Annotated in this window: 23 protein-coding genes; 17 read left to right on the plus strand and 6 right to left on the minus strand. The window is 70.6% G+C overall.

Annotated elements, in window-relative coordinates; all coding sequences use genetic code 11:
- The first annotated feature begins 25 nt into the window (after window positions 1–25).
- Window positions 26–1,135 carry a phage tail sheath family protein gene (locus LSF15_RS09960; RefSeq protein WP_232498381.1) on the plus strand — a complete coding sequence of 370 codons (1,110 nt, stop codon included), beginning with the start codon at window positions 26–28 and terminating at the stop codon, window positions 1,133–1,135.
- A gap of 4 nt (window positions 1,136–1,139) precedes the next feature.
- Window positions 1,140–2,543 carry an MFS transporter gene (locus tag LSF15_RS09965; protein ID WP_269756345.1) on the plus strand — a complete coding sequence of 468 codons (1,404 nt, stop codon included), beginning with the start codon at window positions 1,140–1,142 and terminating at the stop codon, window positions 2,541–2,543.
- 79 nt (window positions 2,544–2,622) lie between these two features.
- On the opposite strand, the gene LSF15_RS09970 is transcribed toward LSF15_RS09965, so the two are convergent.
- Window positions 2,623–3,207, minus strand: a complete 585-nt coding sequence (locus tag LSF15_RS09970; protein ID WP_232498383.1) for a helix-turn-helix domain-containing protein — start codon at window positions 3,205–3,207, stop codon at window positions 2,623–2,625.
- An 82-nt stretch (window positions 3,208–3,289) separates the two neighbouring features.
- On the opposite strand from LSF15_RS09970, the gene speB reads away from it, so the two are divergent.
- The 5 genes from speB (at window position 3,290) to LSF15_RS09995 (ending at window position 7,025) form a co-directional block, all read left to right on the plus strand.
- The gene (gene speB, locus LSF15_RS09975; protein ID WP_232498384.1) at window positions 3,290–4,282 is read left to right on the plus strand and encodes an agmatinase; all 993 of its coding nucleotides are present in this window, start codon (window positions 3,290–3,292) and stop codon (window positions 4,280–4,282) included.
- A 72-nt stretch (window positions 4,283–4,354) separates the two neighbouring features.
- Entirely contained in the window at window positions 4,355–4,768 is a 414-nt protein-coding gene (locus LSF15_RS09980; protein WP_232498385.1) for a nuclear transport factor 2 family protein, read from the plus strand.
- Window positions 4,769–4,797: 29 nt separating this feature from the next.
- On the plus strand, window positions 4,798–6,186 hold the full coding sequence (locus tag LSF15_RS09985) for a purine-cytosine permease family protein (RefSeq protein WP_232498386.1): 1,389 nt from the start codon (window positions 4,798–4,800) through the stop codon (window positions 6,184–6,186).
- Entirely contained in the window at window positions 6,179–6,817 is a 639-nt protein-coding gene (locus tag LSF15_RS09990; protein WP_232498387.1) for a cyclase family protein, read from the plus strand. The genes LSF15_RS09985 and LSF15_RS09990 overlap by 8 nt, the downstream gene beginning before the upstream one ends.
- 70 nt (window positions 6,818–6,887) lie before the next feature.
- Window positions 6,888–7,025: a hypothetical protein gene (locus LSF15_RS09995; protein WP_232498388.1), complete on the plus strand. Its 138-nt coding sequence runs from the start codon at window positions 6,888–6,890 to the stop codon at window positions 7,023–7,025.
- Window positions 7,026–7,112: 87 nt separating this feature from the next.
- Here LSF15_RS09995 and LSF15_RS10000 read toward each other — a convergent pair whose 3' ends face one another.
- Window positions 7,113–8,258 (minus strand): epoxide hydrolase family protein, encoded by a 1,146-nt coding sequence (locus tag LSF15_RS10000; RefSeq protein ID WP_232498389.1) that lies wholly within the window; start codon window positions 8,256–8,258, stop codon window positions 7,113–7,115.
- Between the two features lie 62 nt (window positions 8,259–8,320).
- On the opposite strand from LSF15_RS10000, the gene LSF15_RS10005 reads away from it, so the two are divergent.
- Entirely contained in the window at window positions 8,321–9,289 is a 969-nt protein-coding gene (locus tag LSF15_RS10005; protein ID WP_232498390.1) for a helix-turn-helix transcriptional regulator, read from the plus strand.
- Window positions 9,286–9,759 (plus strand): SRPBCC family protein, encoded by a 474-nt coding sequence (locus tag LSF15_RS10010; protein WP_232498391.1) that lies wholly within the window; start codon window positions 9,286–9,288, stop codon window positions 9,757–9,759. The genes LSF15_RS10005 and LSF15_RS10010 overlap by 4 nt, the downstream gene beginning before the upstream one ends.
- Before the next feature lie 61 nt (window positions 9,760–9,820).
- Here LSF15_RS10010 and LSF15_RS10015 read toward each other — a convergent pair whose 3' ends face one another.
- Entirely contained in the window at window positions 9,821–10,357 is a 537-nt protein-coding gene (locus LSF15_RS10015; protein ID WP_232498392.1) for a hypothetical protein, read from the minus strand.
- 153 nt (window positions 10,358–10,510) lie between these two features.
- On the opposite strand from LSF15_RS10015, the gene LSF15_RS10020 reads away from it, so the two are divergent.
- From LSF15_RS10020 to LSF15_RS10055, 8 genes are all read left to right on the plus strand, one after another.
- The gene (locus LSF15_RS10020; RefSeq protein ID WP_232498393.1) at window positions 10,511–11,248 is read left to right on the plus strand and encodes a DUF2306 domain-containing protein; all 738 of its coding nucleotides are present in this window, start codon (window positions 10,511–10,513) and stop codon (window positions 11,246–11,248) included.
- A gap of 4 nt (window positions 11,249–11,252) precedes the next feature.
- Complete coding sequence (locus LSF15_RS10025; protein ID WP_232498394.1) at window positions 11,253–12,386, plus strand: sensor histidine kinase; 1,134 nt, start codon at window positions 11,253–11,255, stop codon at window positions 12,384–12,386.
- The gene (locus LSF15_RS10030; protein WP_232498395.1) at window positions 12,383–13,057 is read left to right on the plus strand and encodes a response regulator; all 675 of its coding nucleotides are present in this window, start codon (window positions 12,383–12,385) and stop codon (window positions 13,055–13,057) included. Before LSF15_RS10025 ends, LSF15_RS10030 begins: the two co-directional genes overlap by 4 nt.
- Before the next feature lie 60 nt (window positions 13,058–13,117).
- Complete coding sequence (locus LSF15_RS10035) at window positions 13,118–13,825, plus strand: endonuclease/exonuclease/phosphatase family protein (RefSeq protein ID WP_232498396.1); 708 nt, start codon at window positions 13,118–13,120, stop codon at window positions 13,823–13,825.
- A gap of 21 nt (window positions 13,826–13,846) precedes the next feature.
- On the plus strand, window positions 13,847–14,455 hold the full coding sequence (locus tag LSF15_RS10040) for a dihydrofolate reductase family protein (RefSeq protein WP_232498397.1): 609 nt from the start codon (window positions 13,847–13,849) through the stop codon (window positions 14,453–14,455).
- Window positions 14,456–14,692: 237 nt separating this feature from the next.
- The gene (locus LSF15_RS10045) at window positions 14,693–15,541 is read left to right on the plus strand and encodes a class I SAM-dependent methyltransferase (protein WP_269756346.1); all 849 of its coding nucleotides are present in this window, start codon (window positions 14,693–14,695) and stop codon (window positions 15,539–15,541) included.
- A gap of 30 nt (window positions 15,542–15,571) precedes the next feature.
- Window positions 15,572–15,793, plus strand: coding sequence for a hypothetical protein (locus LSF15_RS10050; RefSeq protein WP_232498398.1), 222 nt, complete (start codon window positions 15,572–15,574; stop codon window positions 15,791–15,793).
- Between the two features lie 130 nt (window positions 15,794–15,923).
- A complete protein-coding gene (locus LSF15_RS10055; RefSeq protein WP_232498399.1) occupies window positions 15,924–18,260 on the plus strand; it encodes a LuxR C-terminal-related transcriptional regulator in 2,337 nt (778 codons plus the stop codon).
- 1 nt (window position 18,261) lies between these two features.
- Here the strand turns inward: LSF15_RS10055 and LSF15_RS10060 are convergent, their stop codons facing one another.
- From LSF15_RS10060 to LSF15_RS10070, 3 genes are all read right to left on the minus strand, one after another.
- Complete coding sequence (locus tag LSF15_RS10060) at window positions 18,262–20,010, minus strand: glycoside hydrolase family 35 protein (protein WP_232498400.1); 1,749 nt, start codon at window positions 20,008–20,010, stop codon at window positions 18,262–18,264.
- Window positions 20,007–21,569 (minus strand): alpha-N-arabinofuranosidase, encoded by a 1,563-nt coding sequence (locus LSF15_RS10065; protein ID WP_269756368.1) that lies wholly within the window; start codon window positions 21,567–21,569, stop codon window positions 20,007–20,009. Before LSF15_RS10065 ends, LSF15_RS10060 begins: the two co-directional genes overlap by 4 nt.
- A 99-nt stretch (window positions 21,570–21,668) precedes the next feature.
- Entirely contained in the window at window positions 21,669–23,006 is a 1,338-nt protein-coding gene (locus LSF15_RS10070) for an ABC transporter substrate-binding protein (protein WP_232498402.1), read from the minus strand.
- Window positions 23,007–23,056: the final 50 nt, after the last annotated feature.

Genomic DNA, 23,056 nt, shown 5'->3' on the forward strand with positions numbered 1-23,056 from the left:
ACGCGCTCATGAGGAGGTGGGGCAGATGAATCGACCGATCGAGACACCCGGCACGACGGTCAGCGCGTTCATCGGACTCGCCCCGGGCGGCCCGCTCGACATCGAGACGCCGACCACGTTCGACGGATGGGGGACCGACGAGGACGCGCTCTGGGAAGGCATTCACGCCCGCCCCCTGGGTGACGCCCTGCGGAGCTTCTTCGAGAACGGTGGTGCGACCGCGGTGGCGGTCGCCGTCGAAGACGCGGGAAGCGCCTCGGTTCGCGCCGGCCTCGCTGCACTCGACGCGGTGGACCTCGTCAACCTGGTGGTGCTGCCGGCGGAGTCCGCCGGCAGCGAGGATGCCCGCGAGATCGTGGCCGAGGCGGCCGCGTTCTGCGAGCGTCGGCGTGCGATGCTGCTCGTCGATCCTCCGCCCGGGTGGACCGATGTCCCGGCGATCGAGGCGGCGCTCGCCGGAGGCCTCGAGGCCGCGGTCGGCACCACGAGCCCCAACGCGGCGCTCTACCTGCCGCGGTTGCACCGGTCGGACCCGGCGCAGGCCGCCGCGGGGTTGTTCTCGCCGGCCGGCGCGGTCGCCGGCGTGATCGCGCGCACCGACGCCGCTGAGGGGGCCTGGGACGCGCCCGCCGGCCTCGACGCCGAGATCCTCGGTGCTGACGGCCTCGAGTTCGACCTCGACCGGGACGACGCGCACGCCCTCAACAGCGCCGGCGTCAGCACACTGCGAATGTTCCCCGGGCGGCGACGGCCGATCGTGTGGGGCGCCCGCACCCTCGCCGGCGCCGACGTCGCCGCAAGCGAGTGGAAGTACGTGCCGGTTCGCCGCACCGCGCTCCTCCTCGAGGAGAGCATCGAACGCGGCCTGCAGTGGACGCGGTCCGAGCCGAACGACGAACCGCTGTGGCAATCGGTGCGCGAGCTCGTCGGCACCTTCTTGCACGAATTGTTCCGGAAGGGCGCGTTCCAGGGTCGCACGGATCGCGATGCGTACTTCGTCACGTGCGATCGCGACACGATGACCCAGCACGAGCGGGCGACCGGTGACCTGGTCGTGCGCGTCGGTTTCGCGCCGATGAAGCCGGCGGAATTCGTCGTGCTGACCATCCGGGCGACGGCGCTGCCCCCGACCTGATCCGATGGCCGACCAGGATGGGGCTGCCGTTCCGCGCACGGCGCGCTCCTCACGATCGTCTTGGACGATCGCGGCGCTCTGCAGCGGCACCGCGCTGAGCGCACTGAATTCGGGGATGATCGCCGTCTCGCTCAGCACGCTCCGGCGCGAGTTCGCGGTCGACGTGGCCACGGTGACCTGGGTGATCTCGGCGTTCTACCTGACGTCGGCGGTGCTCCAGCCGCTCATGGGTCTTCTCGCCGACCGTTACGGGCCACGCCGCGTGTTCACGACCGGCATGTGCATCGTCATCCTCGCCGGCCTGCTCGGGCCGTTCAGCCCCTCGCTCGAGTGGCTGTGCGCGGCGCGCGTGATCCTCGCGGTCGGCACGGCGACGACGTTCCCCTCGGCGGCGGCGATGCTCCGGTCGATCTCGGCGGGTACGGGCGGGAGCGCGCCGAAGATGATCGGCCGCATCCAGCTCATCGACACGAGCACGGCTGCCATCGGCCCCGTCGTCGGCGGCCTACTCCTCGTGCTCGTCGGCTGGGAGGCCATCTTCTGGATCAACGTGCCACTCGCCATGATCGCGATCGTCGGCACCTCGATACTCGCCCCGCGCGACGCGCCTCGCGACCATGTGCCGCTGCGATCGACCCTCGCGGAGTCGGACGTCCCGGGAATCCTCGCCTTCAGCATCACGATCATCGCCCTGCTCATGTTCCTGCTCGAGGTGACCAGTGACCCGAACTGGCTGCTCCTCGCGGCCGCGATCCTCACTGCGGGGCTGTTCGTGTGGCGCGAGTTGCGCTGTGCGACGCCGTTCATCGACCTGCGCCTGCTCGCGGCGAACGTGCCGCTCGTCCGCGTGTACGTCACCTTCATCCTCGCGAACCTCGTGCTGTACAGCGCACTCTTCGGCATCCCGCAGTACCTCGAGGATCACGCCGGCTTCAGCACCGCGGCCGTCGGCGCGCTGCTCGTGCCGCTCGCCGCGTTCAACATCTTCATGACCCCCGTCGTCGAGCGGCTCATCGATCGTCGGGGCTTGCGCACCGCGCTCGTGATCGGTTCGGCCGGCCTCGCCGTCGCGACGCTCGGGCTGATCGCGCTCGCTGGATCGACGGCGCCATGGGTGGTGCTGCTGGTCACGGCGGCGATCGGAATCCCATACGTCGTCGTGCTCATCGCCATCACCCAGTCGCTCTACGTCGCGGCGCCGCCCGACCGGGTCGGCGAGGCCGCGGGGCTCTTCCAGACGGCACGATCGCTCGGATGCATCGGCTCGACCGTCGTCGTCGGCGTCTCGTTCGCGTCGGGCACCGAGCCGGGCGACTGGCTACTGCTCGCCGGCATCACGGCCGCGCTCGCCGTGCTCGTGTTCGTGGTCGTGGTGTTCTGGCGCACGCGGGACGTCGCGTTGCGGTGACCCAGTTCGAGACGGACGACAGGTACCCCGCGGTGGCCTCGCCCGGTGCTGCAACTCGGAGCCCTGACGTCCATCGCGGCTATGCCGACCCGCTCCATGGCGCCGGCGAGAGCACCCAGCAGAGCTCCGCGCCCGATTCGCCCTCGGCCTGCCAGGTGTGCGGCTCACGACCGGGGAAGGTGAGCGCGTCACCGGCATCGAGCCGCACCGAGCGATCGGCGAATCGCACGGTCACGGCTCCGGAGATCACATGGAGCACTTCGATATCGCAGTTGACGGTGTAGAGGTCATGGCCGCCGTGCGCGCCCGGCTCGAGCGACGAGCGCAGCAGTTGCACGCGCTCCTCGCCGCGCGGAGACATGAGCAGTTCGGTGACGCCGACGCCGCCGAGGTTGATGTGGGGTGCCTCCGCCGGGGTGATGCGCTGGATCTCGGGCTCGGCGAAGAGGGCTCCGACGGGGAGTGAGAGCACTTGGCAGAGCTGCACGAGCGTGGCGACGCTCGGGGAGGTCTCGTCGCGCTCGACCCGGCTGAGGAAGCCCTTGCTCAGCCCGGTCGATTCGGCGACCTGCGCGAGCGTGAGCCCCTGCGCGATGCGCGTGCTGCGCAGCTTCGCGCCGATGGGGGTGGCTGCGGCGTCCGCCGACGGATGGATGGGACGCATGGCGGGTCCTCCCTTGACGCGCGTGGGCGAGCAGGCATACAGTGACTGCGAGTTGTCTCAACAGTACTGAAAGTTTCGTAATATGCAACCTACTCCGAACTCGCCCGATGCTCGCGATGAAGCCGGCCGCCGACGTCCCGACATCCGCGGCCCCGTCGATGCGAGCGTCGTTCCGCGCTTCGCCGGCATCGCCACGTTCGCCCGGCTCCCACGACTCGACGAGGTCGCGCACGCCGACATCGCGATCGTCGGCGTCCCGTTCGACAGCGGTGTGAGCTATCGGCCGGGCGCCCGGTTCGGTCCCGCGCATGTCCGCGAGGCATCGCGGCTGCTCCGCCCGTACAACCCCGCGCAGAACGTGTTCCCCTTCGGCGCGCAGCAGGTGGCCGACGCGGGCGACCTCGTCGCGAACCCGTTCGACATCGCCGAGGCGGTGCGCCAGATAGAGGAGGGTGCCCTCGCGCTCGGCGAGCAGGCCGACCGGCTCGTCGTCATCGGCGGCGACCACACGATCGCCCTTCCGCTCCTGCGCGCCGTGCACCGCACGCACGGTCCGGTCGCGGTGCTGCACTTCGACGCGCACCTCGACACGTGGGACACCTACTTCAGCGCGCCGGTCACGCACGGCACGCCGTTCCGCCGGGCGTCCGAAGAGGGTCTCATCGACCTCACGGCCAGCGTGCACGTCGGCATCCGCGGCCCGCTCTACGCGAAGAGCGACCTCGACGACGATGAGCGGCTCGGCTTCTCGATCGTCACGAGCGAGTTCATCGAGGAGCACGGCCTGCCGGCCGCGATCGAGCGAGTACGGGCGCGCATCGGCGACGCGCCGCTGTACATCTCGATCGACATCGACGTGCTCGACCCGTCGCACGCGCCCGGCACCGGCACCCCCGAGGCCGGCGGGCTCACGAGCCGCGAGTTGCTGCGCATCCTGCGCGCCCTCGCCGACCTGCGCATCGTCGGCGCCGACATCGTCGAGGTCGCACCCGCCTACGACCACGCGCAGGTCACCGCCGTCGCCGCGAGCCACGTCGCCTACGAGCTCATCAGCGCGATGGCGCCGCGCGACTGAGCGCCCCGAGCCCGAACCCGCCCACCCGAACCCGCTCACCCGATCCCCCATCCACGGCGAAGGAGCCACGAGATGTCATCACCCGAAATCCCCTCCCGCGACGAGGTCGAGGCGGCGGCATCCGCCATCGTCGACGCCTTCGCCGCGACCGACCGCGACCGCTACTTCGCGGCGTTCGACCCCGACGCCTCGTTCGTGTTCCACTCCGAGCCCTCGCGCCTCGACGACCGCGCCGCATATGAGCGGCTCTGGGCCGAATGGGTCGAGGGTGGTTGGCGCGTCGTCTCGTGCACGTCGTCCGACCGGCACGTGCAGGCCTACCCCGGCGGTGCCGTCTTCACGCATTCCGTCGACACCACCGTCGAGACTCCCGACGGCGGCGAGTCCTACCGCGAGCGCGAGACCATCGTGTTCCGCGCCGATGCCGACGCCCTCGTAGCCGTGCACGAACACCTCTCCCCCATGCCCGCCGCCGACGCGGCCTGACCGCCCGCATCCCACCGAGGAGAACAGCAATGTCGCTCTACACCCGCCTCGAACAACGTCTCGAACGCAACTCCGACGACGCCGGACCTGTCGCCGGCGAACTCTCACTGCTGCGGATCGGCATGATCTGGCTCGCGGCGAACCTCGTGGTCACCACGCTGCTCACCGGCACGCTGTTCGTGCCAGGCGTCGACTACGGACTCGCCATCCTGCTGATCATCGTCGGCACGCTCGTCGGCGCGCTCGTGCTCGTGTCGATCGGCAACATCGGCACGCGCACGGGCCTGCCGACGATGGCGCTCACCCGCGGGCCCTTCGGCACCCGCGGCAGCCTCCTGCCGGTCTCGGCGAACGTGATCATCCTCATGGGCTGGAGCTGGGTGCAGGCGATGCTCGCCGGCATCGCGCTCGACTTCCTCGTCGCCTCCGTCACCGGGGTCTCGATGCCCGTGTTGTGGGCGGTGGTCTGCCAGACGATCGTCGTGATCCTCGCGATCTTCGGCCACGAGGGCATCGCGCGCATCGAGCCGTGGCTCGCCGCGGTCATGCTCGCGATCATGGCGGTCATCTTCATCACCGCGTTCACGACGTTCACGCCGGCCGAGTTCCAGGCGATCCCGGTCGACGAGTCCATCGGCTACACGCCGATCCTCGTGCTCGACGTGGTCATCGCCACCGCGATCTCGTGGACGGTGCTCTCGGCCGACTTCAATCGATTCGCGAAGTCGAGCCGGGCCGGCATCATCGGCTCGGGCGTGGGCTACAGCCTCTCGACGATCATCTCGATGTCGCTCGGCGCGACCGCGATCTCGTACGTCGTGCTCTCGGGCGGCGAGGCGATCCCGTTCGACCCGGTGACGATCGTCGAACCCTTCGGCTGGCCGCTCGCGGTCGTGATCTTCATCTCGGTGATGGCGACGAACACGATGGTGGTGTACGGCATGGTCACGTCGGTGGTGAACGCGATCCCCGGCACGCGCGTGAAGTTCCTGCCGACCGCGCTGATCCTCGGCCTGATCTCGATCATCGGCGCGACCTTCTTCGGGCTGCTGAACCAGTTCACGACGTTCCTGGTGCTCATCGGTGCACTGTTCGCGCCGGTGTTCGCGATCATGATCGCCGACTACTACATCATCAAGCGCGGCGCGTACACGCCCGAGATCCTGAGCGCGCGGGGCGGCCGCTACTGGTACCTGGCCGGCGTGAACTGGGCGGCGATCGGGTCGTGGGCCGCCGGCGCGGTCGCGGTCTACGTCTGGACCTACGTGTGGCCGACGCCCATCGGCGCCACGATCCCCGCCTTCGCGCTCACGTTCGCGCTCTACCTGCTGCTCGCGTGGCGCGAACGATCGAAGCACCTGCAGCTCGAGAGCCGACACCTCACGGATGTCGCAGCGGAGCCCGCTCCGAATGCGTGACCTCAGTCATCCGATCGCCGACGGCATGCAGGTGTACCCGGGCGACCCAGCGGTGCACATCGAATCTGCGCTCGAGTTCGAGCGCGACGGCGCGGCAGTGACGCGGCTCGAGCTCGGTTCGCACACCGGCACCCACGTCGACGCGCCCGCGCACACCGTGGCGGGCGGTCGCACGATGCAGCAGGTGTCACTCGACGAACTCGTCGGCGAGGCCCTCGTGCTGCACGTCGTGGGACTCGGCGACGGAGCTCGCTACGGGCTCGTCGAGCTCGAGGCCGAGGGACCGCTGCCCGAGCGGGTGCCGCAGATCGTCGTGATCGACACGGGCTGGGCGAAGCACTTCGGCACCTCCCGGGCCTTGCGGCATCCGGCCCTCGAGGCCGAGGCCGCGCGCGAGCTCATGCGCCGCGGCATGCGAGTGCTCGGCGTCGACACGCTGAGCCCCGACCCGACCGCGGCCGAGGGAACGACGGAGTTCTCGGTGCACGCCGTGGTGCTCGGCGGCGACGGCCTCATCGTCGAGAACCTCACCGGCCTCGACGGGCTGCCTGCACGCGCGAGCGTCGGGATCTTCCCGCTGCGGCTCGGCGACGACGGCGCGCCGGTGCGGGCGGTCGCCTTCGACGACTGATGATTCACAGCGACCGGCACTAGGGTTGCGGCACAGGGCCGCCCAGGCTCTCGATCAGAGGACGTCACCCGTGTCAGACAAGTCACCGAAGAAGTCGTCCAGCAAGACCGCAGCCTCGAAGACGCTCAAGGAGAAGCGAGCCGACAAGAAGGCGAAGGTCGCGGGCCGCGTCGGCAACGACGTGAGCGACGCCACGCACCGCAAGTAGCAGGCGCCCTGCGCACTGCTGCGCAGGCTCGAACGGATGCCGCGAGCTGTCGCTCGCGGCATCCGTTCGCGTTTCGCCCGGCGGCGATCAGCCGCGCAGTCCGGCGAAGAACGCGCGGATGTCGCCCACCACGGCGTCGGGCACCTCGAGCGCGGCGTAGTGTCCGCCCTCATCGAAGCGGTTCCAGTGCACGATGTTCGAGTTGTCGCGCTCGGCGAAGACCCGGATGGTCTGGAAGTCGTCCTTGAAGACCGCGACCCCGGTGGGCGAGGCGTTCACCTGCGGCTCGGCCTCGACGCGGGCGTTCTCGAGGTAGCTGCGGCTCATGCCGGCCGCCGCGTTCGCGAACCAGTTCACCGTGACCTCGGTGAGGATCCGCTCGAGCGGCACGAGCGCGGTGCCGTTGCCGAACGAGTTGAACAGCTCGCTGTAGGCGAGCAGGGCGACCGGCGAGTCGCTGAGGCCGACCGCCACGGTCTGCGGCCGGGAGGCGTTCATCGTGTTGTAGCCGCCGACCGACTGGAACCACTGCATGTGCTCGAGCCCCGCGTAGTCCTGCGGCTCGAGGCGCTCGAACTCGCTCGGGTCGCCCGACGGGAACGAGAACAGCTGCAGCACGTGCAGACCGAGGAAGCCCTCGGGGCGCTGCAGTCCGAGCTCGCGGGCGACGAGCGCGCCGTTGTCGGAGCCGTGGATGCCGTACTCCGAGTACCCGAGACGGTGCATGAGCTCGTCGTAGGCGCGAGCGACCCGGTCCATCGTCCACCCCGCGTCGGTGACCGGGTTCGAGAAGCCGTAGCCCGGGGCATCCGGCACGACGACATCGAAGGCGTCTTCAGCCCGGCCGCCGTAGGCGACCGGGTCGGTGAGCGGGCCGATCATGTCGAGGTAGTCGACGGATGACCCGGGGTAGGTGTGCGCGAGGATCAGCGGCGTGGCGTCGGGGTGGGGCGAGCGCACGTGGATGAAGTGGATCGGCTGCCCGTCGATCTCGGTGATGAAGTGCGGGAACGCGTTGATGCGGGCCTCCTCGGCCCGCCAGTCGTACGTCGTGCGCCACTGCTCGACCGCGTCGCGGAGGTAGGCGTTCGGGGTGCCGTACGACCAGTCGTCGCCGGGCGCTGGCTGGGGCAGCCGGGTGCGGGCCAGCCGCTCCATGAGGTCGTCGAGCTCGGCTCGGGCGACCTCGACGCGGAAGGGGCGGATGTCGGTGGTTGCGATGGTGTTCGTCATGTCTCCGACGGTACGGTGCAATCAGGCATGATCACTTCCTAATTGACGAGGAGAATCGGTCCATGTCCGATACCGCCGCGAGGCTGCTCGCGCTCCTCTCCCTGCTCCAGTCGCGGCCCGATTGGACCGGCACCGAGCTGGCCGAGCGACTGGGGGTCACGACCCGCACGATCCGCAACGACGTCGACCGCCTGCGCCAGCTCGACTACCCGGTCGACGCCACGCGCGGTTCCGCCGGCGGCTACCGGTTGGGGGCGGGCGGCAAGCTCCCGCCGCTCCTGCTCGACGACGAGGAGGCGGTCGCCGTGGCGATCGGGCTCCGCGCCGCAACCGGCATCGCGGGCATCGAGGAATCGAGCGCCCGTGCCCTCGCGAAGCTCGAGCAGGTGCTTCCGTCGCGACTGCGACCGATGGTCGCCGCGATCGGCGAGGTCGTCGACCACGCCCCCGAGAACACGGGCACCGATGCCCCCGACCCCGAGGTCGACCCTGCCGTGCTCGCCGCGATCGCCTCGGCCATCCGCGACGTCGAGTGGTTCCGCTTCGTCGACCGGGGCACGCCGCGCCTCGTCGAGCCCTATCGACTGCTCGCATGGTCACGGCGCTGGTACCTCGTCGCGCGCGAGCCCGACTCGGGCGAGTGGGTCACGGTGCGCGCCGACTGGGTCGAACCCCGCATGCCGACTCGCCGCCGCTTCGCGCCGACCCCGCTGCCGGGCGGCGACTACACCGCCTTCGCGATGCGCTCCATCGCCGCGAGCGGGTGGAACGTCCATGCGCGCCTGCGCATCGACGCCGCCGCCCCCGCCGTACTCGATCGCATCAACCCGGCGGTCGGGGTCGTCGAATCGGTCGACGAGCGCACGTCGGTGCTCGTGACCGGCGCCGACAGCCTCGACACGATCGCCGCGTACATCGGAATGCTCAACATGGACTTCACGGTCGAGTCACCGCCGGAACTCGTTCCGCTGCTGCGGACCCTGTCTGAACGGTATGCTCGCGCCGCCGACGGTGGGAGGCTTGAGCCATGACGACGATCGAACGCCACGTCGACATCGCGGCCTCGCCAGAGGACGTGTTCGACCTCGTCTGCGACCTGCACCACTACGGCCGCTGGCTGCCGTCCGCCGGCGACTACGAGGGCACGAGCGAGATCTCGCCGCCGCCCGTCGCGGTCGGCACCACCTACGTCGAGCACAGCCGCACCGGCGTGCGGCACGGCCTCGTGATCGCCCTCGCCCGGCCCGACGTGGTCGCCTTCCGGCAGCCGATGGCCCTCCGTCCCCGCAGTCTCGGCAGGATCGAAAGCACCGTGAGCATGTCGTTCGCCCCGACCGCCGGCGGGGTGCGCGTCACACGCACGGTCGATCTGGGCCTGCCGCGGCGACTCGCGCTCCTGCGCTCGTTCGTCGTCGGGCGCTACACCCGCGAGAGCGAACGGATGCTGGCGGCCTTGAAGGCGTACGCGGAGCAACCCCGCGCGGCCCGGACATCCGCCTGACGCCGACGCCGACGCCGACGGCGACGCGGACACCGACATCGACGGCGACGCGGATGCCCGCTCAGCCCGCGCCTGGCAGCCCGACTCGGTCGGGAATCGCACCCCTGACCTTCGGCAGCCATGCGTCGACTTCGGGCCAGGCACGCGCGGTCGGCAGGTGCCGCAAGAGCCCGGCGAGCGAGTCGTCGGCCGCGGGCCACGGGATGACCCGGCTCGGCGACGCGCTCGAGAGCACCCCGAGCCACCAGTGCTTCCAGGTGACGGGCAGCGACTCGGGGTGGATCACGACGTAGTAGTCGGGCACGCTGAAGTCGTGCCGCACGGCGGCGTCGAGCGCACGCTCGATCTCGAGTTCGAGCACGCCGTACGTCGACTGGTCGTCGAAGAACTCGACCCACGCGGCCGCGACGTGCGCGAGCGGATCGTGGTCGTGCACGACGTAGGGCGCGGCGGCGGTGGCCGACCAGCGTGCGACCTCGGCGTCGGTCGCGTCGTGCAGCGATGCGGCCTGCACGTTGGCGAACCGCTCGAGCGCATGGATGGCATTCGTCGCCTCGTCTCCGACGACGACCAGGGTGGTGCTGGCCGGGGCCTCCATTTCCGCAGTCTACGTCCGCGGTGAGCGCCGAGGTCCGCAACCCGCCGAACCGTGACCCGGTCGTGTCATGCGGCGCGGACTCGGCCGAAAGTACGAGGAGGTTCGAGCCGGGCGGCCGATGTCGCGCACGGTGCGAGTCGCGAGCATCGAGACATGACCGAATCATCCGCCGCCCGCGTGTCGGCACCCATCGGCGGGGTGCCGAACCGCCGCGTCTCGAAGCCGCGCGCGCAATGGCCCGCTCCGACCGGACTCATCCTGCTCAGCCTCGTGCCGATCGCCGCGGGCGCGTTCCGCCTGACCGAGCTGACGAGCGGCGGCGAGGTGACCGCCGCCAACGCGCGGTTCTTCGACTCGCCGGTCCCCGTCGTCGTGCACATCGTGGCTTCGAGCGTGTTCCTCGTGCTCGGGGCGCTGCAGTTCGCGCCGTCGCTGCGTCGGCGTCGCTGGCACCGGTACGCGGGACGCATCGCCGCCCCAGCGGGGCTGCTCTCGGCGCTCTCGGCGCTGTGGATGACGCTGTTCTACGACATGCCTGCGGGAGGCGGCGTCGCGCTCTTCGTGATGCGGCTCGTGTTCGGCACCGTGATGGCGGCGGCCATCGTGTTCGCCTTCATCGCGATCCGCCGAGGCGATGTGGCCACGCACAGCGCGTGGATGACACGCGCGTACGCGATCGGCCTCGGCGCCGGAACCCAGGTGTTCACCTTCCTGCCGTGGACCCTCGTGTTCGGAACGCCCGACGAGACGATGCATGCCGTGCTCATGGGTGCGGGCTGGGTGATCAACCTCGCCGTCGCCGAGGTCGTGATCCGCCGCCGGGCGGCACGATCGCGCCGCCCGGCGCGTCCCTCGGCCCGATCCGGTGCTGCGAATGCCGCTCTATCATGAGGGCATGACGCGCCTGCTCCGCTCGCTGTGGGATGCGCCGGCGGCGTCGCCGCCACCACCGCGGCGGATCTGGCGCGACTGGGTGCTGGTCGCGGCGATTCCACTGGTGGCGCTGTTTGAAGCGACGGTGCGAACGGATGTCCCGTGGCGATGGCTCTGGGCGGCCGTGCTGATCGGGCTCGTGCCGACGCTGCTGTGGCGGCGCACGCGCCCGCTCGCGATGCTCGCGATCGCGTTCGCCGTCGGCTGGGTGTGCTCCGCCGCGACCGCGGGCGATCCGCCGTTCATCACGACCGCGTACTTCCTGATCCTCGTGTACGCGACGTTCCGCTGGGGCGATGGTCGCGCATGGCTCGGCGGCGCGGCGATCCTGGTGGGGTCGTCGGCGGTGTCGTTCATGCTCGGATCGACGTCGCTCGGCGATGCCATCGGCGGGCTGGGCGTGCTCGTCGCGACCGTCGCCCTGGGGGTGGCGTTCCGCTGGCGCGCGGGCGCGCGTGCCCGCGAGCTCGATCGGGCGAAGCTCGTCGAGCGCGAGCAGCTCGCGCGCGACCTGCACGACACCGTGGCGCATCACGTCTCGGCGATCGCGATCCAGGCGCAGGCGGGAACCGCCGTCGCGGCGACGAACCCCGATGCCGCCGCCGCCGCCCTGCGCACGATCGAGACCGAGGCCTCACGCACGCTCGCCGAGATGCGCTCGATCGTGCGCGTGCTGCGCAACGACGCCGCCGCGGAACGCACGCCGGGCCCGGGCATCGCCGACCTGCGCGCGCTCGCTCGAGCCGAGCAGCCGGGCGCTCCCATCGTCGACGTGCAGCTCAGGGGCGACGTCGAGGCCGTGCCGCCGACCATCGCCGCGGCGGTCTACCGCCTCGCGCAGGAGGGCGTGACGAACGCGCGACGGCACGCGCGCAACGCCACCCGGGTCGACGTGCGCCTCGAGGTCGACGACACCGGCATCACCCTCGACGTGCACGATGACGGCGAGCCCGCGGCGTCCGCGACGCCGGGCTTCGGCATCACCGGCATGCGTGAACGCGCGACGCTGCTCGGCGGCTCCTTCCGGGCCGGCCCGGCCGCGGGCGGCGGCTGGTCGGTCTCGGCCGTCATCCCGCGCACCGGGTGGTCGACGTGACCGTGCGCGTGGTCGTCGCCGACGACCAGGAGCTCGTGCGCGCGGGCCTGCGCATGATCCTGAACGCGCAGCCCGACATCGAGGTGGTCGGCGAGGCCGCCGACGGAGCCGAGGCGGTCGCCCTCGCCCACCGGTTGCGGCCCGACGTCTGCCTGCTCGACATCCGCATGCCCGTGCTCGACGGCATCGAGGCCACGCGCGAGCTCGCCGGGCCGGAGGTCGCCGATCCGATCCCCGTGGTCGTGATCACGACGTTCGACCTCGACGAATACGTCTACGCGGCGCTGCGCGCCGGTGCGCGCGGATTCCTGCTGAAGGACGCGGGCCCGGCGATGCTCGCCGAGGCGGTGCACGCGGCCGCGCGCGGCGACGCGCTCATCGCCCCGAGCATCACGGTGCGCCTGCTCGAGACCTTCGCGGGGTCGGCGCAGGCAGCGCCGGCAGCGAGTCCTGCAGAACCGCTCACCGAACGCGAGCAGGAGGTGCTCGCCGAGGTGGCGCGGGGGCTCGGCAACGGCGAGATCGCCGCCGAACTGCACATCTCGCTCAGCACGGTGAAGACGCACGTCGCGAGCATCATGACCAAGATCGGCGCCCGCAACCGGGTCGAACTGGCGATCTGGGCACTCGGCCGGGGCGGCACCGGGTCGAAGGTTCGGCGCTCGAATTGAACCCGAGAGCACCCTGTCAAGCCGACCACATCAGGCTCGGGCCTGCGTAGGCTGGAGCCGATGAAGGTCGTCAGCTACAACCTGCGCAAGCACCGCGCGATCGATGAGCTCGCTGCGCTCGACGAGCGGTACTCCCCCGATGTCCTCTGCCTGCAAGAGGTCGAGACCACCGGGCTCGCCGAGCACGTCGGCCGGCTGCAGCTGGCGCACTCCACCACGGGCAATCGGCTCGGGCTCGCCGTGTACTTCCGGCCCGACCGCTACGAGTTCGAGGTGGTGCAGAGCTTCGCCCTCAAGAAGTCGCTGCACGACCACCTGCTGCGCCCGGCCCACGAGCGCCTCGTCGGCGTGCGCCTGCGCGACCTCGCGGCCGATCGCGAGTTCGTCGTCGCCTCGTTCCACGCCGCCCCGCTCACGGCGTTGAACTCGTTGCGCCGCCACCAGATACATGCGGCCCTCAATGAGCTGGCGCGCCTCGGACCGGGGCTGCCGATCCTCATGGTCGGCGACTACAACTACCCCGTGTTCAAAGACAACCTGGCCGAGAAGGTGCGCGAGGCCGGTTACGAGCTCACCCTGAGCGACAGCCGCACCTACACGCGCTACAAGTACTTCCGCGGGCACTTCGACCTCGCGACCTCGGTCGGCTTCGACATCGAACGGGTCGAGACGCTTCCGCGGGGATCATCCGATCACCTGCCGATCCTCGTCGACGCCCGCTACGCCACCGCGACCGAGCAGGAGATCGAGCAGGCCATCGGCGCCTGACCCCGACCGAAGGAGCACCCCATGGGCAGCATCATCGCCGATCTGTTCGTCACCCTCGACGGCGTCTACCAAGCGCCCGGTGGTGCGCAGGAAGACACCGACGGCGGCTTCGAATTCGGCGGCTGGCAGGCGCCCTACCTCGACGACGAGACCGGCGAAGCACTCGACGCGGGCTTCGACGACTTCGACGCGCTGCTGCTCGGCCGCAAGACCTACGACATCTTCGCGGGCTACTGGCCGAAGCAGTCCGCCGACATGCCGATCGCCCGCAAGCTCAACGAGGTGCCGAAGTTCGTGGTCTCGCACGCGGCGTTCGAGCCGACGTGGCAGGGCACGACGGTACTGACGGATGTCGCGACCGAGGTCGCACCGCTGAAGGCACGGTTCGGCACGACGCGCGTGATCGGCAGCGGTCACCTCGTGCAGTCGCTGCTCGAGGTCGACCTCGTCGATCGCCTGAACCTGTACGTCTACCCGATCACGTTCGGCTCCGGCAAGAGCCTCTTCACCCGCGGCGTGCCTGCGGCGTTCACGCTCGCCGCGCCGCCCCGGGCGTTCCCGAAGGGCGCGATCCTGCTCTCGTACGACCGCGCGGGCGCGCCCGTCACGGGCATCGACATCGACGCGTAGCGTTCGGCTCGGCGGCGCGGCTCGCACGCCGATCGTGAGCGCCGCCGTGTCGCCGTTCGCGACCGAGCCCGACATGCTCGGGTGTGGCGGACGACCGCCCGGTGCGGGGCACGCGTCCGGGCGCACCCTGAGGAGATCTCCGTGTGCTGCACGGATGCCGCCACCGCGACGCGGGAGCACTCTGGGCGACGAAGCATCCGATTCACGCTGCTTCTCACACCTCAAGGAGACACACCGATGTCCGACACCCAAACGATTCCCGCCACGCAGTCCGACGCCGACCGCGCACTCAAGCAGAAGCACCGCGCGATGTGGGCCTCGGGCGATTACGCGCGACTCGCGAGCGAGCTCATCTGGCGGCTGGGGCCGCGACTCGTCGCCGCGACCGCGGTGCAGCCCGGCGAGCGCGTGCTCGACATCGCGGCAGGCAGCGGGAACGTGGCCATTCCGGCCGCACTGCATGGCGCGACCGTGGTCGCGAGCGACCTCACGCCCGAGCTGTTCGACGTCGGCCGGCGCCTCGCCACCGAGGCCGGGGCGGAGCTCGAGTGGCGCGAGGCCGATGCCGAAGCGCTGCCGTTCGCCGACCGCTCGTTCGACGCGGTGCTCTCGTGCGTGGGCGTGATGTTCGCGCCGCACCACCAGCAGGCCGCCGACGAACTCGTCCGCGTCACCGCGCGGGGCGGACGCATCGGCCTGATCAGCTGGACCCCCGACGGGTTCATCGGCCGCATGTTCAAGACGATGAAGCCGTTCGCGGCGCCGCTGCCCGAAGGGGCGCAGCCGGCGCCGCTCTGGGGCGATGAGCATCACGTGCGCGAGCTGCTCGGCGACCGCGTCGACGACGTCGTGGCCAATCGCCAGACCGTCACGATCGACGCACTCGCGACGCCCGAGGCGTTCCGCGACTACTTCAAGGCCCACTACGGCCCCACCATCGCCGTCTACAACCGGATCGCCGATGACCCCGACCAGGTTCGCGCACTCGACGATGCCCTCGTCGCCCTCGCGGCCGAGCAGGGCTTCGGCGTGAACGGCGAACCGATGCAATGGGAGTACCTGCTGCTCACCGCCCGAAAGCGGTGAGCCTCGGGGCACCCCGAAGGAGAGACCATCATGTACCTCAGCGAAGACTACGTCGCGGGCGAACTGCACCGTGCCGCCGAGCAGCGGATGCTGCGTGACCTCGAGCGCAGGCGAGTGATCGCCGAACGCGCCGCAGAGACCGCCGAGGCTGCCGAGGGGGTGACGGATGCCGCGCGCCCGCGCCGCGGCATCCGCGCCCTGCTCCCCCGCCGCCTCGGCTCGCTCACCCCGCCGCGCCCCGCGACCCCGTGAGGCACTCACCCTTCGCGACTCCTGAAGACCAGGACGCTGCTTCCACACCGAACTGCGTCCTTGTCTTCAGGAGTGTCTGAGCGATGCCGCACCGGTGCGGCGCGGCCCGCGCCGTCATAGACTGAGCGCCGTGTCGACCCGTGAAGACACACTGACCCCTCGCGAGAGCGCGGTCCTCGCCGCTGTCGAGCGGCGACTGAGCAACCCCGAGATCGCGGCGGAGTTGTTCATCTCGGTGCGCACCGTCGAGAGCCACATCGCGAGCCTGAAACGCAAGCTCGGCGCCGAGAGCCGGGCCGAGCTGATGGCCGCGGCCGGCGAGCGACGCGAGCGCGCGGCATCCGTTCGCCTCCCGCACAACGCGTTCGTCGGCCGTGACGCCGACCTCGCCGCGCTCGGTGCGCTGCTCGACGAGCACCCTTGGGTGACGGTCGTCGGCCCGGGCGGGGTCGGCAAGACCCGGCTCGCGCTCGAGTTCGCGAGCATCGGCGAGCGCGTGCCGGTCGTCGTCGAACTCGAGCACGCCGAGCCCGGCGACGTCGTCGCCCGTATCGCCCGGGCGCTCGACCTCGAGCCGGGTCCCGGCAGCGACGTCGCGTCGTCGGTGTCGCTCGCGCTCGCCACGCACCCGTACCTGCTCGTGCTCGACAACGTCGACCGGGTCGGCGTCGCGGTCGGCGAGGCGATCGCCCGGGCACACGCCACCACACCGGCGCTGCGGGTGCTGACCACGTCGCGCACGCCGATCGGCGACGCCGGAGAGGCGGTGTTCACGCTCGCGCCGCTCGCCGTCGGCGGTGACTCCGACGGCGACGCCCCCGCGGTGAGGATGTTCCTCGACCGGCTCGCGACCGCCGGGCGGAGCGAGGCTGCGCCGATGCGCCTCTCGACCTCGCTCGCGTCGCCGGCCGAACTGGAACTCGCCGCCGAGGTCTGCGCGCGCCTCGACGGGCTGCCGCTCGCGATCGAGCTCGCCGCGGCCGTCGCCCGCCACCTCTCGCTCGCCGAACTCGCCTCGCGCCTCGAGCGCGACTTCGCGACCCTCGATCGCGCGGTGCCCGAGGGCCGGCACCGCACCCTCGAGACCGCGTTCGAGTGGACGTGGGACCTGCTCACCGACGAGGAGCGCGAGGTGCTCTGCCGGCTCGGCGCGCTGCCGCGCACGTTCGACGTCGACCTCGCGGCGGCGGTGACGCATCCGGGTGCCGAGGGGGTCGTGCTGCGCCTGCTCGACCACTCGCTGATCGTGCCGGCGGGCGGACACCCGAGGCGTTTCCGCCTGCTCGCCGTCACGCGCGAGTTCGTGCGCGCGCGCACCGATCCCGAGATCATCCACGAGGTGCTGCGACAACATGCCGAGTTCCTCGACGAGAGCGTGCTCGTGTTCGTCTCGACGGCCCGAACCGACAGCAGCCTCGAGGCCATGCACCGGTCCGAGACGTTGTGCCCCGAGGTCAACGCCGCGCTGCGCTGGGCGCTCGCGGCGCGACATCCGGCTGCGGTCTCGCTTGCGAACTCGCTCTCGATCGGGGTCGAGCAGTTCGGATCCGACGCCGACAGCATCCGCACGCTCGCGATGGCGGCGCACGATGAGGGGTTCCTCGCCGCCGCCTCCCCGTCGCAGCTGCTGTCGATCGGCACGGCACTGGCATTCATGGATGTCGCACTCGTGAGCGAACTCGCCGAGCGCGCCCTCGCGCTCGCCGCCGACGACCACGACCGGCTCGACGCACACCACCTCGCCGGCCTGGCCGACGCGTACGCCGAACGCCACGGCTCGGCGCTCGAGCACCTCGACGAGGCCGCTCGGCTCGCCGCCGCGCAACACCAGGAGTGGGATCTCGCCGCCGTGCGGCAGATGCGCGGCCTGGCGCTGCGCGACTCGACGGTCGAGGGGGCGCGAAGCGCGATCATCGAGTTCGAGGCGGCGATGCGCGGCTACGCCCTCGCCGGCGATGCGATCCACGTCAACAACTCGCGGTACATGATGGCCCACACGGCCGCAGAGGCGGGCATCGAACTCGACCGCGCGGCACAGTGGGCTGCCGAGTGCGTCGACTACGCGCGCTCGATCGGCAACGAGCACGAACTCGCGCACGCCCAGCTCGTGCAGGCCACCCTGGGTGCCGATTCGCCTGGCGAGCTCGACGCACTCGTCGGCAGGTTCCGCCGGCTCGGCGACCTTCGGTGCGTCACCCGCAGCCTCGTGCTGCGGGCCGAGCGCGCGGCGCCGCTCGAGCGGATCGCACTGCTCGACGAGGCGTTCGCAGTTGCCGTCGACGCCGGCGACACCGCCAAGCAGATCGCGATCCTCACCCGCCTCGTCGAGACGCGCTGGTCGCAGGGCGACCGCCTCAGCACGCTCGTCGCGCTCGATCGGCTCGCCGCCGTCGGCGGTGCGGATGCCGCGGCCGCGGCGTGCCCGCCCGAGCTCGCCGACGCCGTGGCGGGCGTCACGACCGCGTGAGTCAGATCTCGGTGTGGCCGAGTTCCGGCGCGCCGAGCAGGCGCACCACCGGGTCGGCGATGGCTTCGAACTCGAGCACGACGACCTCGTTGCGGCCAGCGCAGGTGACCGGGCCGGGCACGAGGAGCGTGCGCTGCGGCCCACGCCGCCAATACCGACCGAGCAGGAACCCGTTCACCCACGCGAGGCCCTTGCCCCACGCGAGCGTGTCGAGGTACAGGTCGGCGGGCTCGTCGAGCTCGAACGAGCCGCTCGCGAACAGCGGCCCGGCCGCGAAGTCGGCTCCGTTCGCGAGGTCGACCTCGGGCACCCGCTCGAGGTCAAGCGGACGCGCCGTCCATTGGGTCAGTTCGACATCGTCGAGCCGCACCCCGCCGATGAGCCCCTTGTGCTCCCCGATGCGCGTGCCGTAGTTCACGCGACCCTGGTCCTCGACCACGATCGTGAGCTCACCGCGCGCGTCAGGCAGCACCATCGCACGCTCGTGTGCGTCACGGGCGAGTACACCGATCGGCTTGCCGTCGAGCAGCACCCACGCCCGGTCGCGCACCTGCTCGCCGACCGTCAGCGTGCCGACGCCGCCGCGCTCGAGACGGGTGGAGAACACCACGATCCCGCGGTCGTGGGCGAGGGCGTCGAACGTGGGAACGAACTCGTGCGCGCTCGCAGAACCGAGTTCGGGGGCCACGTCGAGCAGCGAGCGACCGGGCTCGAGCGGAGCGACGAGCGTGGGAGCCACCGGTCTCGGAGCGGGAACCTCATCGGGCACGTCTGCGTGTCTCGCGATCACCTCACGGAACGCCCAGTACTTGGCCGTCGGATGCCCCGACTCGTCGAGCGGCGCGTCGTAGTCGTAGGTCGTGGTGATCGGCGCGTACCGCCCCTTGTCGTTGGCGCCGTTCGTGAGTCCGAAGTTGGTGCCGCCGTGGAACATGTAGATGTTCACGGAGCCGCCGGCTGCGAGCAATGCGTCGAGCTCGGCGGCGGAGGCCTCGGCATCCGTCGTGTGGTGGTGCGAGCCCCAGTCGTCGAACCATCCGCACCAGAACTCCATGCACATGAGTGGCCCGGCGGGCTGGAACGCTCGGAGGGTCGCGAGGCGCTCGGGCGTTCGCGAGCCGAAGGACCCGGTGAGATGCACGCCGGGCAGACTCCCGTCAGCGAGCATCTGCGGCGTGGGCTGGTCGATCGTCGTCAGGGGTACGGAGATGCCGGACTCCCGCGTCACCCGCACGAGTTCGGCGAGGTACGCCTTGTCGCTGCCATACGCGCCGTACTCGTTTTCGATCTGCACGAGGATGACCGGCCCGCCGGCGTCGATCTGCCGCGGAGCCACGATCTCGTACACGTGACGGAGATACCCGCTCACGGCGCCGAGATAGTGAGGCTCGGAGCGGCGCACACCCACGTCGGGGTCGCGGAACAGCCACGCGGGCAGGCCGCCGTTGTCCCATTCGGCGCAGATGTACGGGCCAGGACGCACGATCGCGTGCATGCCCTCAGCCGCGACGAGATCGAGGAACCGACCGAGGTCGAGATCGCCGTCGGCACGCCATTCGCCGCGGCGTGGCTCGTGGGCATTCCACGCGACGTAGGTCTCGATCGCGTTGAGACCCATGAGGCGCGCCTTGCGGATGCGGTCGGCCCACAGGTCGGGGTGCACGCGGAAGTAGTGCAGCGCCCCGGCGAGGATGCGGTGCGGACGCCCGTCGAGTTCGAAGTCGGTCGTGCCGATGGCGAAGCGGCTCATGCGGCATCCTCCGTTCGGGCGAGTCGGATCATGGTCCAGGACAGTTCGGGCAGGGTGACCTCGACGACGGCGTCCTGCGCCTGCGCGACCCGCACTCCATCGAGTGGGCGAAGCCGCACCCGCTCATCGCCGGCGCGATTGGTCAGGTGACGGTCAGCGCCGTCGGGCGCATCGAGCGTGACCGCCTCGATGAGGCGCCAGCGCCCTGGAAGCTCGATCCGCGCTGGCACCGGCTCGTCGAGCGAGCGGTTCACGACGAAGACGGATGCCGCGTCGCCGCTCATCGTGGCGACGGCGTCGACGATGGGCACCTCGCCATATCGCGCGGTGGCGTACCTGCCGACCGCGATCTCGGGTCGCACGACAACCCCACGGGCGTGGCGGGCGGTCGCTTGGAACGGGAAGTACGTACTCTGGCGCCACGCCGGGCCGTCGGGCTCGCAGCGGATCGGGGCGATCACGTTCACGAGCTGGGCGAGGTTCGCCATGGTGACACGATCGGCGTGCCGCAGCAACGCGATGAGGAGCGAGCCGACGACCACCGCGTCGGTGACGGTGTAGTCGTCTTCGATCACGGGCTGGATCGCGAAGTCGCCGCCGAGCACTCGCGGCTTGTCGACGTCATTCCAACGTGTCTGGTTCCACACGTTCCACTCGTCGACACTGATGCCCACAGGTGCGGTGCCAGTCTCGAGGGCGACCTCGTCGACGATCGCAGCGACGTCGTCGAGGTAGCGGTCGAGTTGCACCGCCGAGGCGAGGAAGCTCGCCACGTCGCCGTTCTGCTCCTCGTAATAGGCGTGCACCGAGACGTGGTCGACGAGGCCGGCGGTGTGGCGCAGCACCGTGCGTTCCCACACGCCGAACGTCGGCATCTCGGCGTTCGAACTCCCCGCGGCGACGAGCTCGACGCGGGGGTCGATGAAGCGCATGAGGCGAGCGGTCTCGGCGGCGAGGCGACCGTACTCGTCTGCGGTCTTGTGTCCGATCTGCCAGGGGCCGTCCATCTCGTTGCCGAGACACCAGACGCGGATATCGAAGGGCGCGTCGGCGCCATTCGACCGCCGCTCGTCGCTGCGCGTCGTGCCGCCCGGATGGTTGGCGTACTCGAGCAGCTCAGCCGCCTCCGCAGGACCGCGCGTGCCGAGGTTGACGGCCTCGACGAGCTCCAGGCCGGCTTCGTCCGCCCACTCCGCGAACTCGTGGAGGCCCACCGTGTTGGGCTCGATGCCCCGCCACGCGGGCTCGAGGCGGGTCGGCCGCTCTTCGACGGGACCCACGCCGTCCTCCCAACGGTAGCCCGAGACGAAGTTGCCGCCCGGGTAGCGAACGGCCGTCGCCCCGAGTTCGCGGACGAGTTCCAGCACGTCGGCACGGAATCCGTGCTGGTCCGCGGTCGGCGCGGCCGGGTCATGGATGCCGCCGTAGACCGAGCGGCCCATGTGCTCGACGAACGTGCCGAAGAGGCGTCGAGGCACCGGTCCGATGGTGGAACCGGGATCGATGCGGATGGAGGCGGTCACGGGGGGTCCGTTCTGATCGGGGCGGCGGTGCCTCATGGTGCGGGCGGTCGCTGACACGGATGCCGCGGATGCGGGAGCTGGGATCACCGAGCGAGGCCGGCCGGGACATCCGACCGGCCTCGCGGCGGTGGTCGGCTACTCGTTGACCGAGAAGCCCTGCTCGTTGCCGTAGTCGACGAGCTGGTTCTGCCATTCGGCGAGCCCGTCGTTCAGGTCGCTCTTGTTGGCATAGGACTGGCCGACGGTGTCGCCGAAGATGCTGTTCGCGTACACCTGGTAGGGCAGATAGGACCACCCCTCCGAGACATCCTTCGACGCCTGCGTGAGCACCTCGTTGATCTTCTGGCCGCCGAAGTACTCCGACTCGATCGCGAGGAACTCGGGGTCCTCGAGGTCGGCGGTCGTCGAGGGGAAGCCGCCGCTCTCGAGGAACACCTCGATCGACGCCGGGTCGCTGTTCAGCCAACGCAGGAACGCTGCGGCGAGTGCCGGGTTCTCCGACTGCTTGGTGACGGACTGCCCGCCGCCGCCGTTCTCAGCGGTCACCGGGGTGCCGTCGTAGGTCGGCATCGGCGCCACCCGCCAGTCGCCCGCGGCATCGGCCACGCTCGACTCGAGCACGCCGGGCATCCACGCGCCGATCACGAGCGACGCGATCGACCCGTCGGCGAGACCCTTGAACCACTCGTCGCTCCACCCGGGGGTGGTCGCGAGCAGGTCCTCCTCGACGAGCTGGTTCCACACGCCCGTCCACTTCTGCGTGCCCTCGTCGGCGAGATCGACCGTGATGTCGGTGCCGTCGATCTGGAATGGACGTCCGCCCGCCTGCCAGATCATGCTCGTCGTGAATCCGGCGTCGCCGGTGTCGGAGGTGATGTACTTCGTCGGGTCGGCGGCGTGCAGGTCGCGACCTGCCTGCACGTAGTCGTCCCAGGTCTCGGGCACTGCGATGCCGAACTCCTCGAACACCGCCGCGTTGTAGAACAGGGCCATGGGGCCGGAGTCCTGCGGCAGGCCGACGAGCTTGCCGTCGACGTTCACGGCCCCCCAAGTCGAGGCGCTGTACTGCGCTTCCAGCTGGTCGAGGCCGAACTCGCTGAGGTCGACGAGCGAGTCGGACAGCGCGAACTGCGGGATGGCGTAGTACTCGATCTGCACGACGTCGGGCGCACCCGAGCCGGCCTTGATCGCGTTCTGGAGCTTCGTGTACTCCTCGGTGTTCGTGCCGGCGTTCACCAGCTCGACGTCGACGTTCGGGTAGGCCTCCTCGAACGCGGCGACCTGAGCCTCGGCGCTCGGGGTCCAGCTCCAGTAGGTGAGCTTGCCGCCGGCTTCGAGGGCGGCGTCGAGGTCGTCGGCAGTGCCACTCTCGGTGCTTCCGGCTGCGGAGCACGCGGCGAGCGAACCGACCGCGAGTGCGGCGGCCGCGGCGACCGTCAGGGTCCGCCGTAGGGCGGTACGGGCAGTGGTCATGTGATGCTTCCCTTCACTTCGTTGTGCCATCTGTGTTCGGGGGCAGGACG

Source organism: Agromyces humatus (assembly GCF_021228295.1).
Taxonomy (GTDB): Bacteria; Actinomycetota; Actinomycetes; order Actinomycetales; family Microbacteriaceae; genus Agromyces; species Agromyces humatus.

Excerpts from the sequence above, each read along its gene's own strand:
- LSF15_RS10060 (WP_232498400.1), bottom strand. The coding sequence starts at position 20,010 with ATGAGCCGCTTCGCCATCGGCACGACCGACTTCGAACTCGACGGGCGT.
- LSF15_RS10020 (WP_232498393.1), top strand. The coding sequence starts at position 10,511 with ATGACCGAATCATCCGCCGCCCGCGTGTCGGCACCCATCGGCGGGGTG.
- LSF15_RS09960 (WP_232498381.1), top strand. The coding sequence starts at position 26 with ATGAATCGACCGATCGAGACACCCGGCACGACGGTCAGCGCGTTCATC.
- LSF15_RS10015 (WP_232498392.1), bottom strand. The coding sequence starts at position 10,357 with ATGGAGGCCCCGGCCAGCACCACCCTGGTCGTCGTCGGAGACGAGGCG.
- LSF15_RS09965 (WP_269756345.1), top strand. The coding sequence starts at position 1,140 with ATGGCCGACCAGGATGGGGCTGCCGTTCCGCGCACGGCGCGCTCCTCA.
- LSF15_RS09990 (WP_232498387.1), top strand. The coding sequence starts at position 6,179 with ATGCGTGACCTCAGTCATCCGATCGCCGACGGCATGCAGGTGTACCCG.
- LSF15_RS10035 (WP_232498396.1), top strand. The coding sequence starts at position 13,118 with ATGAAGGTCGTCAGCTACAACCTGCGCAAGCACCGCGCGATCGATGAG.
- LSF15_RS10050 (WP_232498398.1), top strand. The coding sequence starts at position 15,572 with ATGTACCTCAGCGAAGACTACGTCGCGGGCGAACTGCACCGTGCCGCC.
- LSF15_RS10065 (WP_269756368.1), bottom strand. The coding sequence starts at position 21,569 with ATGAGGCACCGCCGCCCCGATCAGAACGGACCCCCCGTGACCGCCTCC.
- LSF15_RS09970 (WP_232498383.1), bottom strand. The coding sequence starts at position 3,207 with ATGCGTCCCATCCATCCGTCGGCGGACGCCGCAGCCACCCCCATCGGC.
- LSF15_RS09980 (WP_232498385.1), top strand. The coding sequence starts at position 4,355 with ATGTCATCACCCGAAATCCCCTCCCGCGACGAGGTCGAGGCGGCGGCA.
- LSF15_RS10040 (WP_232498397.1), top strand. The coding sequence starts at position 13,847 with ATGGGCAGCATCATCGCCGATCTGTTCGTCACCCTCGACGGCGTCTAC.
- LSF15_RS10045 (WP_269756346.1), top strand. The coding sequence starts at position 14,693 with ATGTCCGACACCCAAACGATTCCCGCCACGCAGTCCGACGCCGACCGC.
- LSF15_RS10010 (WP_232498391.1), top strand. The coding sequence starts at position 9,286 with ATGACGACGATCGAACGCCACGTCGACATCGCGGCCTCGCCAGAGGAC.
- LSF15_RS09985 (WP_232498386.1), top strand. The coding sequence starts at position 4,798 with ATGTCGCTCTACACCCGCCTCGAACAACGTCTCGAACGCAACTCCGAC.
- LSF15_RS10025 (WP_232498394.1), top strand. The coding sequence starts at position 11,253 with ATGACGCGCCTGCTCCGCTCGCTGTGGGATGCGCCGGCGGCGTCGCCG.
- LSF15_RS10070 (WP_232498402.1), bottom strand. The coding sequence starts at position 23,006 with ATGACCACTGCCCGTACCGCCCTACGGCGGACCCTGACGGTCGCCGCG.
- LSF15_RS10005 (WP_232498390.1), top strand. The coding sequence starts at position 8,321 with ATGTCCGATACCGCCGCGAGGCTGCTCGCGCTCCTCTCCCTGCTCCAG.
- speB (WP_232498384.1), top strand. The coding sequence starts at position 3,290 with ATGCAACCTACTCCGAACTCGCCCGATGCTCGCGATGAAGCCGGCCGC.
- LSF15_RS10000 (WP_232498389.1), bottom strand. The coding sequence starts at position 8,258 with ATGACGAACACCATCGCAACCACCGACATCCGCCCCTTCCGCGTCGAG.